This is a genomic window from Serpentinimonas maccroryi, from assembly GCF_000828915.1.
In the GTDB taxonomy this organism is placed as follows: Bacteria; Pseudomonadota; Gammaproteobacteria; order Burkholderiales; family Burkholderiaceae_C; genus Serpentinimonas; species Serpentinimonas maccroryi.
This window is the reverse complement of record NZ_AP014569.1, coordinates 439,989-456,115: the sequence shown is the minus strand read 5'-3', so window position 1 is coordinate 456,115 and position 16,127 is coordinate 439,989. Positions and strand designations below refer to the sequence as shown.

Sequence of the window (16,127 nt, the reverse complement as noted above, 5' to 3'; positions counted from 1 at the left end):
TGTGGAGCGTGCCATGGCGCAAGTGACCATTTACGTCGAAGACGAGGCCCTGCAAGCGGCGCGCGCAGCGGCGGCGCGCCAGCAGCTCTCGCTCAGCCAATGGTTTGCCCAGTTTGCGGCCGCCGAAAAGCGCCGCCACCAGAGCGACTGGGCCACCTTTTACGCCGAACTCGACGCCTTGGGCCACCCCGGTGACGACGACTTCCCCACCCTCGAGGCCCTGCGCGCGGGCCAGGTGCCCGACCTACCGCGCGAAAGCTGGTGAGCCCATGCCCTACCTGCTCGACACCAATATCCTGATTTACTTCTTCAAAAACCAAGGGGCCGTGCGCCAGCATATGGCGCAGCAGCGCGACACCGACATCCGCCTGTGCACCCCGGTGCTATGGGAACTGCTCAGCGGCGCCTACAAATCGGCCCAGCCGCAGACCCAACTGCTCAAGCTGGCGGCGCTGCAAGGGCGCTTGCGGATCCACGATTTCGACCCGCCCGCCGCCGAAAAAGCCGCCCGCATCCGCGCCCAGCTCGAGGCCCAAGGCAGCCCCATCGGCCCCATCGACACCCTCATCGCCGGCATCGCGCTGGCCCACGGCCTGTGCCTGGTGACGCGCAACACGCGCGAATTCGGGCGCGTGCCGGGCTTGCAACTCGTCAACTGGTTCGACGACGGCGCCGCCCTCCCCCTGCTTAGCCCACACGCCTTATGACCGCCGCCACCGAATTCGCCCCCGGCCTGACCGTGCAGGGCTTCAACCCACCGCTGCGCCTGCGCGACTTTGGGCTCATCGCCTTCGACATGGACTCGACGCTGATCAACATCGAGTGCGTGGACGAGATCGCCGACGCCGTAGGCCGCAAGGCCGAGGTGGCAGCCATCACCGAGGCCGCCATGCGCGGCGAGATCACCGACTTCAAAGACAGCCTGCGCCGGCGCGTGGCGCTGCTCGAGGGCGTGACCGTGGCCGACATGGAGCGCGTCTATGCCGAGCGGCTGCGCCTCAACCCCGGCGCCGCCGCGCTCGCGGCCGCCTGCCGCGCTGCCGGGCTCAAAACGCTGCTGGTCTCGGGCGGCTTCACTTTTTTTGCCGAGCGCGTGCGCGCGGAGTTGGGCATCGACTTCGTGCGCGCCAACGTGCTCGAACTGCGCAGCGGCCCCAATTGCGGCGCCCTCACTGGCCGCTTGCTGCCCCAGTGCTGGGGCGACATCTGCGACGGCGCCGAAAAGCGCCGCACCCTGCTCGAGGTCGCCAGCTTGCTGGGCCTGGAGCCGGCGCAGTGCATCGCCGTGGGCGACGGCGCCAACGACCTGCCCATGATGGCCGCCGCCGGGCTATCGGTGGCTTTTCAGGCCAAGCCGGTGGTGCGCGCGCAGGCGCACGTGGCGATCAACCAAGGCGGGCTCGAGCGCCTGCTCGAAGTCGTGCGGCCTTAAACCCCACCCCCCGGCACGCTGGGCAGCCCGGCCAGCGCCATGGCGAGCTCTTGCTCGTCGTAGGCTTCGTCCTTGAGCTCGCCGGCAAAGTACTTCTGGTACGAGGCCATGTCGAAGTGGCCGTGGCCGCACAGGCCAAACAGAATCGTCTCGCTGCGGCCCTCGCGCTTGCAGCGCAGCGCCTCTTCGATCGCGCCCTTGACGGCGTGGTTGGCCTCGGGTGCGGGCACGATGCCTTCGGCGCGCGCAAACGCCACCCCGGCGGCAAAGCACTCGCCTTGGGTGTAGGCCACGGCTTCGAGCAAACCCAGCTCTTTGCAGTGGCTCACCAGCGGCGCCATGCCGTGGTAGCGCAAGCCCCCGGCATGAAAACCCGGCGGCGTGAAGGTGCTGCCCAAGGTGTGCATCTTGGTCAGGGGCGTCAGGTGGCCGGTGTCGCCAAAGTCGTAGGCGTAGCGCCCGCGCGTGAGCGACGGGCAAGCCGCCGGTTCCACCGCCACGATGCGCGCCTTGCGGCCGCCGCGCAGCGCGTCGCCCATGAACGGAAAGGCCAAGCCAGCAAAGTTCGAGCCGCCCCCGGTGCAGCCCACCACCACGTCGGGCCAGGCGTCGGCCATCTGCAATTGCTGCATCGCTTCCAGCCCGATCACGGTCTGGTGCAACAGCACGTGGTTGAGCACCGAGCCGAGTGCGTACTTGGTGTCCTCGCGCTGCACCGCCAGCTCCACGGCTTCAGAGATCGCAATCCCGAGGCTACCCGGGTGCTCGGGGCGCTGCGCCAGCACGCTGCGGCCATAAACGGTCTCGGTGGAGGGCGAAGCCACGCAGCGCGCGCCGTAGGTTTCCATGACGGCACGGCGGTAGGGCTTTTGGTCGTAGCTCACGCGCACCTGGAACACCAGCACCTCGAGGTCGAAGAGCGAGCCGGCAAAGGCGAGCGAGGTGCCCCACTGGCCGGCCCCGGTCTCGGTGGTCAGGCGCTTGACGCCGGCTTGCTGGTTGTAAAAAGCCTGCGGGATGGCGGTGTTGGGCTTGTGGCTGCCGGCTGGGCTCACGCCCTCGTATTTGTAAAAAATTTTGGCCGGCGTGCCCAGCAGTTTTTCCAGCCGGTGCGCGCGGTACAGCGGCGCCGGACGCCAGAGGCGGTAGATGTCGCGCACCGGCTCGGGGATTTCGATCTCGCGCTCGGTGCTCACCTCTTGTTTGATCAGCTCGAGCGGGAACAGCGGCGCCAAGTCGTCGGGGCCTATGGGCTGCAAGGTGCCCGGATGCAGCACAGGCGGCGCGGGCTGCGGCAAATCGGCGGCGATGTTGTACCAGCTGCGCGGCAGCTGGCTTTCGTCGAGCAGGTACTTGGTGGTTTGGGTCAAGATGCGATCTCCTTGGTGGCAATGGCAGTAGGGGCGAGCGCGCAGACACCAGTGGGCACAGCTCTGCTGCTGCACAGCGCCAATGTAGCACGCCGTTGGAGCCTACTGGCCAGCACGCCAGCACACCGGGGCCAGAGCGGCGACAATCGGGCACACATGAATACCCCCGCCACCCCACCCTCGCGCTGGCAACGCTGGCGCTCGCGTCTGCTCACCGTGGCGCTGGTGCTGGCGGTGTTTTTGGGCGTGCAAGCCTGGCAGACGCGCGCGGTGCCGGCCGTGCTCGACCTCAACCAGCCGGTGCAGTGGCTGGGCCGCGATGGCAGCAGCCACAGCGGCAGCTTGGCGCAGGCCTTGGCCGCTGCCCGCCTAGTGCACCCCGACGCCGGCACGCGGCCGGTGGCGCTCTACCTCTGGGCCGAGTGGTGCCCCATCTGCCGCGGCATGGAGGGCAGCGTGACGCGGCTGGGGCAGGACTGGCCGCTGCTCACGGTGGCCATGCAATCGGGCCCGGCGGCGCAGGTGCTGCGCTATCAGCAGCAGCGCGGGCTGCCGTGGTTGAGCGTGATCGACGCGCGCGGCACGCTGGCGCAGGCGCTGGGCTACCGCTCGGTGCCGGCCTTTGCGGTGATCGACACCGATGGCCGCTTGCGCTTTGCCACCGTGGGCTTCACCACCGGGGCCGGGATGCGGCTGCGGCTGTGGCTGGCGCACTGGTTCTAGGGGCGCCGCGGCCTCTCAGCCTACTTTCTCCCAGCCTCCCAGCCCGCTTTGAGCGCCCGCGCCAGCCGCGCCACCCCTTCGCGGATGCGCTCTGCATCCACGGTGGCAAAGCTCAGGCGCAGCGTGGCCAAGTCGGGGTCGCAGGCATAAAAGGGCCGCCCCGGCACGAAGGCCACGCCTTGCTGCACGGCGCGCTGCGCCAGCGCTTGGCCGTCGGCGCAGGCCCCGCCGGCCCCGGTGAGGCGCGCCCAGATGAACAAACCGCCCTGTGGTTGCACAAAGTCGATCGCCGCCCCGAGCTCGCTGCGCAGCGCGGCACCCAAGGCTTGGGCGCGTTCGGCATAGACCACGCGCACCCGCGCCAGCGCAGCCGCCAAGCGGCCGCCTTGCAGGTACTGCGCCGCCGTGGCTTGGGCAAAGGTGCTGGTATGGGCGTCGCTGAACTGCTTGCACATCACCGCCTTGGCCAGCAGCTCGGGCGGCGCCACCAGCCAGCCGATGCGCAGCCCGGGGCTGAGCACCTTGCTCAGCGAACCGCAGTGCAGCAGCCAGTCGCGGCTGCCCGCCACTTCGGCGCTCAGGGCCAGCAGGCTTGGCGGCGGCGCGGCGCCAAAATACAGGTCGCCGTAGGGGTCGTCCTCGACGATCGGGGTTTGGGTGCGCAGCGCCAGTTCGAGCACGCGCCGGCGCCGCTCCAGGCTCAAAAGCGCGCCGCTGGGGTTGCCAAAGCTGGGCACCAGATAGACGAACTTGGGCCGGTGCTCGGCGATCAGCGCCTCGAGCCGCTGCACATCGACGCCGTCGGCGTCGATCGGGGCCGTGATCAACTGCGCGCCGTAGAGGCGAAAGCACTGGATCGTGGCCAAAAAGGTCGGCCCCTCGACGATCACCTTGTCGCCGGGCGAGATCAGCGTCTTGCCGATCAGGTCCAGCGCCTGCTGGCTGCCGGTGGTGACGATGAGCTGCTCGGGCGCCAGCCCCTGCACCCCCTTGCCGGCCATGAGCGCCGCCAGCTGCTCGCGCAGCGGCTGGTAGCCTTCGGTGGCGCCGTACTGCAAGGCGGCGGCTGGGTCGGTGCTCAGGGCGCGCTCGCTGGCGGCGCGAATGCCCTCGACGTCAAACAGCGCCGCGTCGGGGAAGCCGCCCGCCAAGCTGATGATGCCGGGCTGGCCCAGCAGCTTGAACAGCTCGCGGATGGCCGATGTCTCGACCTGCGATAGGCGATCAGCAAAACGGATCGCATTGGGTGTCGCATGGGGTGCGCTCATGGGTGAAAATCCTCGCCATGGAACCAGTACACATCGAGCCGTTCTTTGCCGCCTTGGCGGCAGCCAACCCCGAGCCCGAAACCGAGCTGGAGTATAAGAGCGACTTTGAGCTGCTGTGCGCGGTGCTGCTCAGCGCCCAAGCCACCGACGTGAGCGTGAACCGCGCCACCCGCACCCTGTTTGCCGCCGCCTCCACGCCGGCGCAGATGCTGGCCCTCGGGCTCGAGGGGGTGCAGGCGCACATCCAGTCCATCGGGCTGTACCGCAGCAAGGCGCGCCATTTGCTGCAAACCTGCCAGCTGCTGATCGAGCGCCACGGCGGCCAGGTGCCGCGCAGCCGCGCCGCGCTCGAGGCCCTGCCCGGCGTCGGGCGCAAGACCGCCAATGTGGTGCTCAACGTGGCTTTTGGCGAGCCCACGCTGGCGGTGGACACGCACGTGTTTAGGCTCGCCAACCGCAGCGGCTTGGCGCCGGGGCGCACGCCCCTCGAGGTGGAGCACGGCTTGCTGGCGCGCATCCCGCCGGCGTATCTGCGCCACGCCCACAACTGGCTGATCCTGCACGGGCGCTACGTCTGCCGGGCGCGCGCGCCCCTGTGCGGCCAGTGCCACGTGGTAGCATGGTGCGACTCGGCGCCACCAAATGCGGCGGCCTCAGCCCCACCACGCCCATGAGCCACCCGCCCGGCCCACGCCTCGCCCTGCCTTGGTTGGAGCCGGGGCAGGCTTTTCCGCCGGTCGAGCAGGCTTGGGCAGAGGGCGACCCGATTCCGGGTCTGCTGGCCGCCGGTGGCGCGCTCGACTGCGCCACCTTGACGCGCGCCTATGCCAGCGGCATCTTTCCCTGGTTCAGCGGCGAGCAACCCATCCTGTGGTGGAGCCCCGACCCGCGCATGGCGCTGCGCCCGGCCGACTTTAGGCTCCACCCCTCGTTGCGCAAAGAGATCCGGCGCGGCTTGCGCTCGGGTGAGCTCGAGATCCGCATCGACAGCGCCTTCGAGCACGTGCTGCGCGCCTGCGCCCACAGCCCGCGCCACGGCCAGCGCGGCACCTGGATCGTGCCGCCGATGATCGACGCCTATCTGGCCTGGCACCAGGCCGGCAGCGTGCACAGCGTCGAGACCTGGCACCGGGGCGAACTCGTCGGCGGCCTGTACTGCGTCAACTTGGGGCGCATGGTGTTTGGCGAATCGATGTACAGCCGCCGCCCCAACGCCTCCAAAATCGCGCTGGCGGCGCTGGTGGCGTGCGCCCGCGCCTGGCAGGTGCCGTTGATCGACTGCCAGCAAGACACCGCGCACCTGGCCTCACTCGGTGCCCGCACCCTGTCGCGCAGCGAATTTTTGCGCAGCGCCCAACAGGCCATGGCTGCGCCCAGCCCGCTTTGGCGCTTCGAAACCGTACACTGGCAAACCCTGTTGGCTCCCAACCCCAGCACCCAACCCCCACCGCCGTGACGCACCCGCAGGAACTCCCGCTGCAAGCCGTGCAGTTTTACGCCACCGCCGCCTACCCGTGCAGCTACTTGAACGAGCGCACGGCGCGCTCCCTCGTGGCCTCGCCCAGTCACCTGATCCGGGGCGACACCTACGCGCAACTGGTGGCCCAAGGGTTTAGGCGCAGCGGGCTCTACACCTACCGGCCGCACTGCGACGGCTGCCAAGCCTGCGTGCCGCTGCGCGTGGACGCGCAAGCCTTTGCGCCCAGCCGCAGCCAGCGCCGCGCTTGGAAGCGCCACGCCCACCTGCAAGCGCGCGTGCTCACGCTGGGCCTGCGGCCGGCGCACTACGATCTGTACTTGCGCTACCAACGCCAGCGCCACCCCGGTGGCGGCATGGACCACGACGACCTCGAACAGTACCGCCAGTTTCTGTTGCAAAGCCGCGCCGACACGCGGCTGGTCGAGTTCAACGAGCCGGCGCCCGATGGCGGCGCCGAGGCCTTGCGCATGGTCTCGATCCTCGATGTGCTCGAAGACGGCCTGTCCGCCGTGTACACCTTCTACGACCCCGCCGACCCCAGCGCCGCCTACGGCAGCTACAGCGTGCTGTGGCAACTCGAACAGGTGCGTCAGCTGGGGCTGCGTTACCTCTATCTGGGCTACTGGATCGAGGCCAGCCCCAAGATGAGCTACAAAAGCCGCTTTCAGCCGCACCAGTTGCTGCTCGGTGGGCGCTGGCAAACGCCGCCTGCCAGTTAGCTTGCGCTGGCGGTGTACCAGCCTGGTGCGTGGCTTGGGTGTACCGGCGCATGCACACCACCCATCGCGCGCCACCGCGTGCACACCGACACAAGCGCGCCATACCTAGCGTGGAATGGCTAGCGCGGGATGGCTTTTCACCAAGTAAAATGCGCTGCCATGCTTTCTGCCAAGGGCTACGCACCATGAACCGCATTCCGCACAGCGCTCCCCTGCCCATCTCGCCGCCCAAGCCCAGCGTGCAGGTGATCGAACGCATCATTCAGCTGCTCGAGGTGCTGGCCGCGCACGAAGAGCCGGTGCCACTCAAGCTGATCAGCGAGCGCACCGGCTTGCACCCTTCCACGGCGCACCGCATCCTGAACGACCTCGCTTTGGGGCGCTTGGTCGAGCGGCCCGAACCCGGGGCCTACCGGCTGGGCATGCGCCTGCTCGAGCTCGGCAACTTGGTCAAGGGCCGCCTGAGCGTGCGCGACGCGGCGCTGCTGCCCATGCGCGAGCTGCACAAACAAATCCAGCAACCGGTCAACCTGAGCGTGCGCCAAGGCGACGAAATCATTTACGTGGAACGCGCCTACAGCGAGCGCTCGGGCATGCAGGTGGTGCGCGCCATCGGGGGCCGGGCGCCGCTGCACCTGACTTCGGTCGGCAAGCTGTTCTTGGCCGCCGACGATCCGCAGCGCCTGCGCGCCTACGCCAGCCGCACCGGCCTGATGGGCCAAACGCGCAACAGCATCACCCAGCTGCCCTTGCTGGAGCGCGAACTGGCGCTGTGCCGCCGCCACGGCGTGGCGCGCGACAACGAGGAGCTGGAGCTGGGGGTGCGTTGCATGGCCGCCGGCATATACGACGACCAAGGCCGGCTGGTGGCGGGCTTGTCGATCTCGGCCCCGGCCGATCGGCTCGAAGAAAGCTGGCTGCCCAAGCTGCGCGCCACTGCGGGGCAGATCAGCGCCGCGCTGGGCTGGCAAGCCGAACCGAACCTGCCCTGATGCGCATGCTTGGTGCCATGGCCTGATTGGGTGCCCCACTGCAGGGCAGACCCCCGATCAAGCGTGCCGCGTCTGGCGTTTAGCTCGGTTGCCGCAGCCCCGAGCGCTCGCGCTCACTGGCCGACACCGCATCGGCCGGCAGCGGGCCGCTCGAAAACAGGCTGCGCAACACCCAGCGGCGCAGCCGCTCGGCGTCGGTGGCGCGCGCCTGGCTGCCGCTGGCGCCCAGCAGCACCAAGATGAGCGAACGCCCCGACACATCGGCTTGCATCACCAGCGTGCGCCCGGCCTCGCGGATGAAGCCGGTTTTTTGCAGGTTGATTTCCCAGTCGCCGTTGCGCACCAGCATGTTGCTGTTGCGGTAGGTGATCGTGCGCGGCCCAAGCGCCAGTTGGTACTGCGGCGAGACCGACAACTCGCGCACCAAGGGGCGGTGCGAGCTGGCCGCCGTGAGCATGGCCAAGTCGCGGGCGCTGGAGCGGTTGCCGCCCGACAAACCGGTGGGGTCGGCGAAGTGGGTGTCGTGCATGCCCAGCTCCACCGCCTTGCGGTTCATTTGCCGCACGAACTGCTGCACCCCACCGGGGAAATGGCGCGCCAGCGCGTGGGCGGCGCGGTTTTCGCTCGACATCAGCGCCAGATGCAGGGCTTGGCCGCGCGTGAGCTCGGCCCCCACCGGCAAGCGCGAGCCGCTGCCGCGCAGCCGATCGACGTCGGCCTGGGAGATGGTCAGGACTTCGTTCAAATCCTGCCGGGCATCGACCACGATGATCGCGGTCATGAGCTTGGTGATGGAGGCGATGGGCAGCACCACGGTGTCGTTTTTGCCGAGCAAAATTTCGCCCGTGTTGGCATCCACCAGCAGCGCCACGCCCGAATCGAGCTCGAGCGGGTCGTCGGCCACACGCAAGCCCAAGCGCTCGGCCTGCATCGGGCTGGCGCGCTCGCTGGCCGCAGCAGGCGCAGCGGGGGCGGCAAGCGCAGTTGCAGGCAGCGGCTGGGTCGGTGCCGTCGCAACCACCACCGACACCCGCTGCGACTGTGCCGCCGCATGGCGCGCACGCTCGATCTGCGCGTCGGTTGCGATTTGTTCTTTGGCGGCGAAGCGCTGCCCTGCAGACTCGGGCCTAGCCGCACTGGCTGGGGCGACACTGGGGCGGCTGGCCTGCGGCGCTGTGGCGCGATCGCGCTCGGCCCGGGGGCTGTTCACCTGAACAGGCGCGGCCCGAGCCCCCTCGATGCGCACCTCGGGCGCCGCCACGCGCTGCTTGGCAGGAAAAGGCGTTTGGGCGTGCACGGGCAGCAGCAAACCCGTGCACCCGAGCAGCAGGGCCGCCGACCAGCCTGGGCGCAGCACAAATTGGTATCGGTTCATGTTTTTCTACCCTCTAGAAACAGGCGCTGGGCCTGCCAGTATAGAGAGAAAAATCAAAAACCAATCCAGATTCAGGCGCTTGTGAGGGGTTTTTAAGCCCTCATCACAAGATTTTTGCGGCCGTTTAAGGGTTTTCCCTAGGCCGCTCAAGGCCCACGCAGCGCAGCCCGGGCGGCTTGCGCTTCAGACCGGCCAGCCCTGCGCCTGCACCCGCTCGGCCTTGCTGTGCAGTTTGGTGAGGGCACTCAGGTAGGCTTTGGCCGACGCGACCACGATGTCGGGGTCGGAGCCCACGCCGTTGACCACCCGGCCTGCGTGCTGCAGCCGCACCGTGACTTCGCCCTGGCTCTCGGTCGAACCGCTGGTGATGGCGTTGACCGAATACAGCTGCAACTCGGCGCCGCTGTGCACGTGGGTCTCGATGGCTTTGAGCGACGCATCCACCGGGCCGTTGCCCTCGGCTTGTCCGCAGTACTCTTTGCCGCCGATGGTGAACACCACCCGCGCCTGCGGGCGCTCGCCGGTCTCGCTGTGCTGGGCCAGCGCCACCAGCGCGTAATGCTCCTGATCGGGGGTCACGCTCTCGTCGCTGACCAGCGCCAGAATGTCTTCGTCAAAGATTTCCGACTTGCGGTCGGCCAGCTCTTTGAACTTGGCAAAGGCGGCGTTGAGCTCGACTTCGCTGTGCAGCGCGATCCCGATCTCGTCGAGGCGCTGCTTGAAGGCGTTGCGGCCGCTGAGCTTGCCGAGCACGATCTTGTTGGCGCTCCAGCCCACGTCTTCGGCGCGCATGATCTCGTAGGTGGCGCGCGCCTTGAGCACGCCGTCTTGGTGGATGCCGCTGGCGTGGGCAAAGGCGTTGGCCCCGACCACGGCCTTGTTGGGCTGCACCACAAAGCCGGTGGTCTGGCTGACCATGCGGCTGGCGGGCACGATCTGCGTGGTGTCGATGCCGACTTCAAGGCCGTAGTAATCGCGCCGCGTTTTGATGGCCATGACGATTTCTTCGAGCGCGCAGTTGCCGGCGCGCTCACCCAAGCCGTTGATGGTGCACTCGACCTGGCGCGCGCCGCCGATCTTGACGCCGGCGAGCGAGTTGGCCACCGCCATGCCCAGATCGTTGTGGCAGTGCACGCTCCAGACCGCGAGGTCGGAGTTGGGCACGCGCTCGCGCAGGTCGCGGATGAAGTGGCCGTAGAGTTCGGGCACGCCGTAGCCCACGGTGTCGGGGATGTTGATGGTGCGCGCGCCGGCGCTGATCACCGCCTCGATGACGCGGCACAAAAAGTCGGGGTCGCTGCGGTAGCCGTCTTCGGGGCTGAACTCGACGTCGGGGCAGAGCTGGCGCGCCAGCCGCACCGCCTGCTGCGCCTGCTCAAACACCTGCTCGGGCGTCATGCGCAGCTTTTTTTCCATGTGCAGCGCGCTGGTGGCGATGAAGGTGTGGATGCGGGCGCTGCGCGCGCCGGCCAGCGCCTCGGCCGAGCGGCTGATGTCGCGTTCGTTGGCGCGCGCCAGCGAACAGACGGTGCTGTCTTTGATGGCGTCGGCGATGGCCTTGACGGCTTCGAAGTCGCCGTTGGAGGCGGCGGCAAAGCCAGCCTCGATCACGTCCACCTTCAGGCGCTCGAGCTGGCGCGCGATGCGCAGCTTCTCGTCCTTGGTCATGGAAGCGCCGGGCGACTGCTCGCCGTCGCGCAAGGTGGTATCAAAAATGATCAGTTTGTCGCTCATGTGAGTGCTCCAAGCGGTGTGACCGCAACCTGGTGTTGCCCGCAGCCCCTAAAACACCAACGGCCCGCTGCGGGTGCAAACGGGCCGTTGTGCAAAAAAGGCGTGCGCTAGCTCGCCGACCCGTGGTGGAACAAGGGTAGTAGCGATAGCGCGCGCAGGTTTTGCATGTAGTCAATATAACATGCCCAGCCGGGCGGATGATTGCCCCTGCCTATCACCTTCAGCGGTGAAGGTCTTTTTCGTCTGGGTCGTGGGTGCTGGTGCTCACCACGCTGGTGGGCTCGCCGCGCAGCTTGCGCCAGCCATACACCACGTAGCCCGAGGCGGCATAGCCGGCGATCAGGCCAAACAGCACCAGCGGCGGATGGATGTTGATCACCGCGATCCCCAACGCCACCAGCACGATCACCACGAACGGCACGCTGCGCTTGAGGTTGAGGTCTTTGAAGCTGTAAAAGGGGATGTTGGAGACCATGGTCAGCCCAGCGTAAAGCATGAGGGCGAACATCGGCCAGACCAGATCGGGGGGGCTGACCTCGAACTCGGTCGCCAGCCAGATGAAGCCCGCCACCAGCGCCGCCGCCGCCGGCGAGGGCAGGCCCTGGAAGTAGCGCCGATCGACCACGGCGGTGTTCACATTAAAGCGCGCCAACCGCAGCGCCGCGCAGGCGCAATAGACAAAAGCCGCAATCCAGCCCCAGCGCCCCAGGTCGTACAGCGCCCACTCGTAAGCCACCAGCGCCGGCGCGGCGCCAAACGAGACCATATCGGCCAGCGAGTCCATCTGCTCGCCAAAGGCGCTTTGCGTGCGCGTCAGGCGCGCCACCCGGCCGTCGAGGCTGTCGAGCACCATGGCCGCAAAAATACCCAGCGTGGCCAGATCAAAACGGCCGTTCATGGCCATGACCACGGCATAAAACCCACCGAACAGCCCTGCCAGTGTGATCAGGTTGGGCAGCACGTAGATGCCCTTGATGCGCCGTGGCGGGGGTAGGCTTGGGGGCGGGGGCGGTGCGGCAGCTCCACAGGCCCCCGAATCGGGCTCGGGCTTGGGGGCAGGTGGGGGGCTGGCATCGGCTTGCATGGCGGCAAGTGTAAGCCAGTGCGCTCGGCATCTGGACATCGACATCTGGGCTGACACCCTTATCTGGACTGACTCGGGTAAATGTGCCGCCCACTCCAGCTAGACTCAATATCCTGAACCTCACCGCCCCCAACCCGCCTTTGTCCTAAAGCCCTTCCGCCGTGCCCATGCCCACCCCCCGCCGCTGCCCCAGCCCGCACCACGGCGCGCGCCCGCCGCAGGCGCGCATCACGCTGCTGGTGTTGCACTCCATCAGCCTGCCGCCGGGGCAGTACGGCGGCCCGCAGGTCGAGCAACTGTTTGCTGGCACGCTGGACTGGGGCGCGCACCCCTACTTTGAGTCGATCCGGGGCCTGCAGGTGTCGGCGCACTACTTCATTCGCCGCTGCGGCGAGCTGCTGCAGTTTGTGGACTGCGAGCGCCGCGCCTGGCATGCCGGGGCCTCGCAGTGGCAGGACCGGCCCAACTGCAACGATTTTTCCATCGGCATCGAGCTCGAAGGCCTGGAAGGCGAGCCCTTCGAGCCAGCCCAGTACCCAACGCTGGCCGCGCTGTGCCTCGAGCTCGCGGCGCGCTACCCGATTGAGCACGTGGCCGGGCACCAGCACATCGCCCCTGGGCGCAAGGCCGACCCCGGGCCGGGCTTCGACTGGGCGCTGCTGCAGCGCCTGACCGGCTGGCCGCGCGAACGCTTGGCCGGGCTGTGGCCGCAAGACCAAGCGTAGATTTTCGCCACCCCCCCTTGAAAAGCGGCGCTGCGCCCTTATCATTAGCACTCGTTGGTGGTTGGTGCTAACAACGGCCTCGGTCGGCGGCCTGCCCAAGGCAGCCGCGGCCGGCCCCCACGACTTTCGTAGCAACCGCACCTTTGTGTGTGCCTTTTTTGTGACAGGAGAACCCATGAAACTTCGCCCCCTCGCCGATCGCGTGATCGTCAAGCGCTTGGAACAGGAAACCAAAACCGCTTCGGGCATCGTGATCCCCGACAACGCCGCCGAAAAACCCGACCAAGGTGAAGTGCTGGCCGTCGGCCCGGGCAAGACCAACGACAAAGGCGAAACCAAAGCCCTGAGCGTGCAGGTCGGCGACCGCGTGTTGTTTGGCAAGTACAGCGGCCAGACCGTCAAGGTCGATGGCGACGAGCTGCTGGTCATGAAAGAAGACGACCTGTTCGCGGTCGTCGTGCGCTGAAGCGCGCCCCATCCACCCCCACAAATTTCAAGGATAGCAACAAATGGCAGCAAAAGATGTAGTTTTCGGCGGTGAAGCCCGCGCCCGCATGGTCGAGGGTGTGAACATCCTGGCCAACGCCGTGAAGGTGACCCTGGGCCCCAAAGGCCGCAACGTGGTGCTCGAGCGCAGCTTCGGCGCTCCCACCGTGACCAAAGACGGTGTTTCGGTGGCCAAAGAAATCGAGCTCAAAGACAAGCTGCAAAACATGGGCGCGCAGATGGTCAAGGAAGTCGCTTCCAAGACCAGCGACAACGCCGGTGACGGCACCACCACCGCCACGGTGCTGGCCCAAGCCATCGTGCGCGAAGGCATGAAGTACGTGGCCGCCGGCATGAACCCGATGGACCTCAAGCGCGGCATCGACAAGGCCGTCACCGCCCTGGTCGAAGAGCTGAAGAAAGCCTCCAAGCCCACCACCACCAGCAAAGAAATCGCTCAAGTGGGCGCGATCTCGGCCAACGCCGACGCCAGCATCGGCGACATCATCGCCAAGGCGATGGACAAGGTCGGCAAAGAAGGCGTGATCACGGTTGAAGACGGCAAGAGCCTGGACAACGAGCTCGACATCGTCGAAGGCATGCAGTTCGACCGTGGCTACCTCTCGCCCTACTTCATCAACAACCCCGAAAAACAAGCGGCGCTGCTGGACAACCCCTTCGTGCTGCTGTTCGACAAGAAAATCAGCAACATCCGCGACCTGCTGCCCACGCTCGAAGCCGTGGCCAAGGCCGGCCGCCCGCTGCTGATCATTGCCGAAGACGTGGAAGGCGAGGCGCTGGCCACGCTGGTGGTCAACACCATCCGCGGCATCCTGAAAGTGGTGGCGGTCAAGGCCCCGGGCTTTGGCGACCGTCGCAAAGCGATGCTGGAAGACATCGCCATCCTGACCGGCGGTAAAGTGATCGCCGAAGAAGTCGGCCTGACGCTCGAGAAGGTCACGCTGGCCGATCTGGGCCAAGCCAAGCGCATCGAAGTGGGCAAAGAAAACACCACCATCATCGACGGTGCCGGCGCTGAAGACGACATCCAAGCGCGCGTCAAGCAGATCCGCATCCAGATCGAAGAAGCCACCAGCGACTACGACCGTGAGAAGCTGCAAGAGCGCGTGGCCAAGCTGGCCGGCGGCGTGGCGGTGATCAAGGTCGGTGCCGCCACCGAAGTCGAGATGAAAGAGAAGAAAGCCCGCGTTGAAGACGCGCTGCACGCCACCCGCGCGGCCGTGGAAGAAGGCATTGTGGCCGGCGGCGGCGTGGCGCTGCTGCGTGCACGCCAAGCCATCGGCGCGGTCAAGGGCGACAACGCCGACCAAGAAGCCGGCATCAAGCTGGTGCTGCGCGCGGTCGAAGAGCCACTGCGCATCATCGTCGCCAACGCCGGTGGCGAGCCCAGCGTGGTCGTCAACTCGGTGCTGGCCGGCAAGGGCAACTACGGCTTCAACGCCGCCAACGACACCTATGGCGACATGATCGACATGGGCATTCTGGACCCGACCAAGGTCACGCGCACGGCGCTGCAAAACGCTGCGTCGGTGGCGGCGCTGATGCTGACCACCGAGGCCATGGTGGCCGAAGCCCCCAAAGACGACGCACCGGCCATGCCGGGCGGCGGCATGGGTGGTATGGGCGGCATGGGCGGCATGGACATGTGATGTCGCTGGCGTGAGCCACTGGTCGCCAGCACGGGCCTTCTGGGTTCGGGGCTGGCGAACCAAAATAGCCGGGGAGCTGCAGAGCCTCCCGGCTTTTTTTGTGCGCGCCGCAAACTCAGGCGATGAACTGAAACAACGACAAACGCTGCACCTGAGCGTAAGACTGCAGCGCTGCTTGCAGCCCCAGTTGCCGCGTTTGGAAATCGGAGATCGCGCGCACCATGTCGAGGTCGGTGAGTTGCGACAGGGCCTGCTGCCCAGCCAGCGAGCGGTCTTGCAACATGCTGTCGATGCTGTCGGCACGTTGCAGCAATTCGCCCAAACGGCCGCGCACCAGCAGCAAACGGTCTTGGCCGGTTTGTAAATCGGCGTTGACATGCGCCAGCGCTGCCGTGCGCGCGGTTGCGCTCAAGCCCGTGTCTTCGAGCGTGTCAATGGCGCGCTGCATGATGGCAAACAGGTCGGTGTTGCCCACCACTCCAGGGTCGGCTGAGGCCAAGTTGTTCAAGGCAAAATCGCCATCGACGCGGTTGGGCAGCCCGACTTCGGTCGCCGCCGCTTGCCCGGCGAGCAGGCGCGTCGTGACGCCGGTCGGCGGCCCGACTTGCTCAAACGGCCGACCGCTGGCGTTGGTCACGCCCAAACCACCGAGCAAAGCGTTGCCCTCGGCGTCTTGCACATTGGCCAGGTTCAGCACCTGTTCGCGCAGGCCGCGCATCTCGAGGCTGATGGAATTGCGGTCGCTGCTGGTCAGCACCGAATTGCTGCCCTGCACCAGCAGTTCTTGAAAACGTGCCAAAAATTCGCCCATTTGAGCCACGGACCCTTCTGCCAATTGCAGACTGGAGCGCGAGCGCTCGAGCGCGCGCAAATCGGCATCGGTGCGCAAGATCCGGTTGTGCTCGCGCTCGGCCATGGTGGCGGCCACCGGGTCGTCGCTGGCGCGCAGCACGCGCTTGCCGGCCGAGAGCTTTTCTTGCAAATCGGAGAATTCGGCGCTGCGCTGGCTAATGCGGGCGATGCTGGCATCAAAGGCATTGGCAGTGGCGACGCGTGTGATGCTCATGGT

At 67.1% G+C, this 16,127-nt stretch carries 17 protein-coding genes; 11 read left to right on the top strand and 6 right to left on the bottom strand.

Going from position 1 to position 16,127, the window contains the following annotated elements; translation table 11 throughout:
* Positions 1-13 precede the first annotated feature (13 nt).
* From SMCB_RS02050 to serB, 3 genes are read left to right on the top strand one after another with little or no spacing between them, the layout of a single operon-like run.
* Complete coding sequence (locus tag SMCB_RS02050) at positions 14-265, top strand: hypothetical protein (protein WP_045534688.1); 252 nt, start codon at positions 14-16, stop codon at positions 263-265.
* A gap of 4 nt (positions 266-269) precedes the next feature.
* Positions 270-707 (top strand): type II toxin-antitoxin system VapC family toxin, encoded by a 438-nt coding sequence (locus tag SMCB_RS02045; RefSeq protein WP_045534687.1) that lies wholly within the window; start codon positions 270-272, stop codon positions 705-707.
* The gene (gene serB, locus SMCB_RS02040) at positions 704-1,432 is read left to right on the top strand and encodes a phosphoserine phosphatase SerB (RefSeq protein WP_045534685.1); all 729 of its coding nucleotides are present in this window, start codon (positions 704-706) and stop codon (positions 1,430-1,432) included. The genes SMCB_RS02045 and serB overlap by 4 nt, the downstream gene beginning before the upstream one ends.
* Here the strand turns inward: serB and SMCB_RS02035 are convergent.
* Positions 1,429-2,802, bottom strand: a complete 1,374-nt coding sequence (locus tag SMCB_RS02035; protein ID WP_045534683.1) for a TrpB-like pyridoxal phosphate-dependent enzyme — start codon at positions 2,800-2,802, stop codon at positions 1,429-1,431. The two genes, serB and SMCB_RS02035, sit on opposite strands and share 4 nt — an antisense overlap.
* A 156-nt stretch (positions 2,803-2,958) precedes the next feature.
* Between SMCB_RS02035 and SMCB_RS02030 the strand changes: the two genes are divergently transcribed.
* Positions 2,959-3,525 (top strand): redoxin family protein, encoded by a 567-nt coding sequence (locus SMCB_RS02030; protein ID WP_045534681.1) that lies wholly within the window; start codon positions 2,959-2,961, stop codon positions 3,523-3,525.
* A gap of 20 nt (positions 3,526-3,545) precedes the next feature.
* Here the strand turns inward: SMCB_RS02030 and SMCB_RS02025 are convergent, their stop codons facing one another.
* Positions 3,546-4,763 carry an aminotransferase-like domain-containing protein gene (locus tag SMCB_RS02025; RefSeq protein ID WP_045537419.1) on the bottom strand — a complete coding sequence of 406 codons (1,218 nt, stop codon included), beginning with the start codon at positions 4,761-4,763 and terminating at the stop codon, positions 3,546-3,548.
* A gap of 47 nt (positions 4,764-4,810) precedes the next feature.
* On the opposite strand from SMCB_RS02025, the gene nth reads away from it, so the two are divergent.
* The 4 genes from nth (at position 4,811) to SMCB_RS02005 (ending at position 7,984) form a co-directional block, all read left to right on the top strand.
* The gene (gene nth / locus SMCB_RS02020; protein ID WP_045534679.1) at positions 4,811-5,467 is read left to right on the top strand and encodes an endonuclease III; all 657 of its coding nucleotides are present in this window, start codon (positions 4,811-4,813) and stop codon (positions 5,465-5,467) included.
* The gene (gene aat / locus SMCB_RS02015) at positions 5,464-6,249 is read left to right on the top strand and encodes a leucyl/phenylalanyl-tRNA--protein transferase (RefSeq protein WP_045537417.1); all 786 of its coding nucleotides are present in this window, start codon (positions 5,464-5,466) and stop codon (positions 6,247-6,249) included. Before nth ends, aat begins: the two co-directional genes overlap by 4 nt.
* Positions 6,246-6,992, top strand: a complete 747-nt coding sequence (locus SMCB_RS02010; protein WP_045534678.1) for an arginyltransferase — start codon at positions 6,246-6,248, stop codon at positions 6,990-6,992. Before aat ends, SMCB_RS02010 begins: the two co-directional genes overlap by 4 nt.
* Positions 6,993-7,177: 185 nt before the next feature.
* Positions 7,178-7,984 carry an IclR family transcriptional regulator gene (locus SMCB_RS02005; RefSeq protein ID WP_045537416.1) on the top strand — a complete coding sequence of 269 codons (807 nt, stop codon included), beginning with the start codon at positions 7,178-7,180 and terminating at the stop codon, positions 7,982-7,984.
* 79 nt (positions 7,985-8,063) lie between these two features.
* Here SMCB_RS02005 and SMCB_RS02000 read toward each other — a convergent pair whose 3' ends face one another.
* The 3 genes from SMCB_RS02000 to pssA form a co-directional block, all read right to left on the bottom strand.
* Positions 8,064-9,359, bottom strand: a complete 1,296-nt coding sequence (locus SMCB_RS02000; RefSeq protein ID WP_052468374.1) for a D-alanyl-D-alanine carboxypeptidase family protein — start codon at positions 9,357-9,359, stop codon at positions 8,064-8,066.
* Positions 9,360-9,542: 183 nt separating this feature from the next.
* The gene (locus SMCB_RS01995) at positions 9,543-11,093 is read right to left on the bottom strand and encodes a 2-isopropylmalate synthase (RefSeq protein ID WP_045534677.1); all 1,551 of its coding nucleotides are present in this window, start codon (positions 11,091-11,093) and stop codon (positions 9,543-9,545) included.
* Positions 11,094-11,313: 220 nt separating this feature from the next.
* Positions 11,314-12,177 (bottom strand): CDP-diacylglycerol--serine O-phosphatidyltransferase, encoded by an 864-nt coding sequence (gene pssA, locus SMCB_RS01990; protein ID WP_082027172.1) that lies wholly within the window; start codon positions 12,175-12,177, stop codon positions 11,314-11,316.
* Between the two features lie 167 nt (positions 12,178-12,344).
* Between pssA and ampD the strand changes: the two genes are divergently transcribed.
* The 3 genes from ampD to groL all read left to right on the top strand — a co-directional run bounded on the left by ampD (position 12,345) and on the right by groL (position 15,058).
* Positions 12,345-12,902: a 1,6-anhydro-N-acetylmuramyl-L-alanine amidase AmpD gene (ampD, locus tag SMCB_RS01985; protein WP_045534676.1), complete on the top strand. Its 558-nt coding sequence runs from the start codon at positions 12,345-12,347 to the stop codon at positions 12,900-12,902.
* Positions 12,903-13,077: 175 nt separating this feature from the next.
* Positions 13,078-13,368, top strand: coding sequence for a co-chaperone GroES (gene groES / locus SMCB_RS01980; protein ID WP_029463242.1), 291 nt, complete (start codon positions 13,078-13,080; stop codon positions 13,366-13,368).
* Between the two features lie 43 nt (positions 13,369-13,411).
* Positions 13,412-15,058 carry a chaperonin GroEL gene (groL, locus tag SMCB_RS01975; protein WP_045534675.1) on the top strand — a complete coding sequence of 549 codons (1,647 nt, stop codon included), beginning with the start codon at positions 13,412-13,414 and terminating at the stop codon, positions 15,056-15,058.
* 115 nt (positions 15,059-15,173) lie between these two features.
* Here the strand turns inward: groL and SMCB_RS01970 are convergent, their stop codons facing one another.
* Positions 15,174-16,124 carry a flagellin N-terminal helical domain-containing protein gene (locus SMCB_RS01970; protein WP_045534674.1) on the bottom strand — a complete coding sequence of 317 codons (951 nt, stop codon included), beginning with the start codon at positions 16,122-16,124 and terminating at the stop codon, positions 15,174-15,176.
* Between the last annotated feature and the right edge of the window lie 3 nt (positions 16,125-16,127).

What these genes read in the sequence shown, in the direction of transcription:
- pssA (WP_082027172.1), bottom strand. Translation starts at nt 12,177, where the DNA reads ATGCAAGCCGATGCCAGCCCCCCACCTGCCCCCAAGCCCGAGCCCGAT.
- ampD (WP_045534676.1), top strand. Translation starts at nt 12,345, where the DNA reads ATGCCCACCCCCCGCCGCTGCCCCAGCCCGCACCACGGCGCGCGCCCG.
- SMCB_RS02050 (WP_045534688.1), top strand. Translation starts at nt 14, where the DNA reads ATGGCGCAAGTGACCATTTACGTCGAAGACGAGGCCCTGCAAGCGGCG.
- groES (WP_029463242.1), top strand. Translation starts at nt 13,078, where the DNA reads ATGAAACTTCGCCCCCTCGCCGATCGCGTGATCGTCAAGCGCTTGGAA.
- SMCB_RS01995 (WP_045534677.1), bottom strand. Translation starts at nt 11,093, where the DNA reads ATGAGCGACAAACTGATCATTTTTGATACCACCTTGCGCGACGGCGAG.
- SMCB_RS02045 (WP_045534687.1), top strand. Translation starts at nt 270, where the DNA reads ATGCCCTACCTGCTCGACACCAATATCCTGATTTACTTCTTCAAAAAC.
- aat (WP_045537417.1), top strand. Translation starts at nt 5,464, where the DNA reads ATGAGCCACCCGCCCGGCCCACGCCTCGCCCTGCCTTGGTTGGAGCCG.
- SMCB_RS02005 (WP_045537416.1), top strand. Translation starts at nt 7,178, where the DNA reads ATGAACCGCATTCCGCACAGCGCTCCCCTGCCCATCTCGCCGCCCAAG.
- groL (WP_045534675.1), top strand. Translation starts at nt 13,412, where the DNA reads ATGGCAGCAAAAGATGTAGTTTTCGGCGGTGAAGCCCGCGCCCGCATG.
- serB (WP_045534685.1), top strand. Translation starts at nt 704, where the DNA reads ATGACCGCCGCCACCGAATTCGCCCCCGGCCTGACCGTGCAGGGCTTC.
- SMCB_RS01970 (WP_045534674.1), bottom strand. Translation starts at nt 16,124, where the DNA reads ATGAGCATCACACGCGTCGCCACTGCCAATGCCTTTGATGCCAGCATC.
- SMCB_RS02030 (WP_045534681.1), top strand. Translation starts at nt 2,959, where the DNA reads ATGAATACCCCCGCCACCCCACCCTCGCGCTGGCAACGCTGGCGCTCG.
- SMCB_RS02000 (WP_052468374.1), bottom strand. Translation starts at nt 9,359, where the DNA reads ATGAACCGATACCAATTTGTGCTGCGCCCAGGCTGGTCGGCGGCCCTG.
- nth (WP_045534679.1), top strand. Translation starts at nt 4,811, where the DNA reads ATGGAACCAGTACACATCGAGCCGTTCTTTGCCGCCTTGGCGGCAGCC.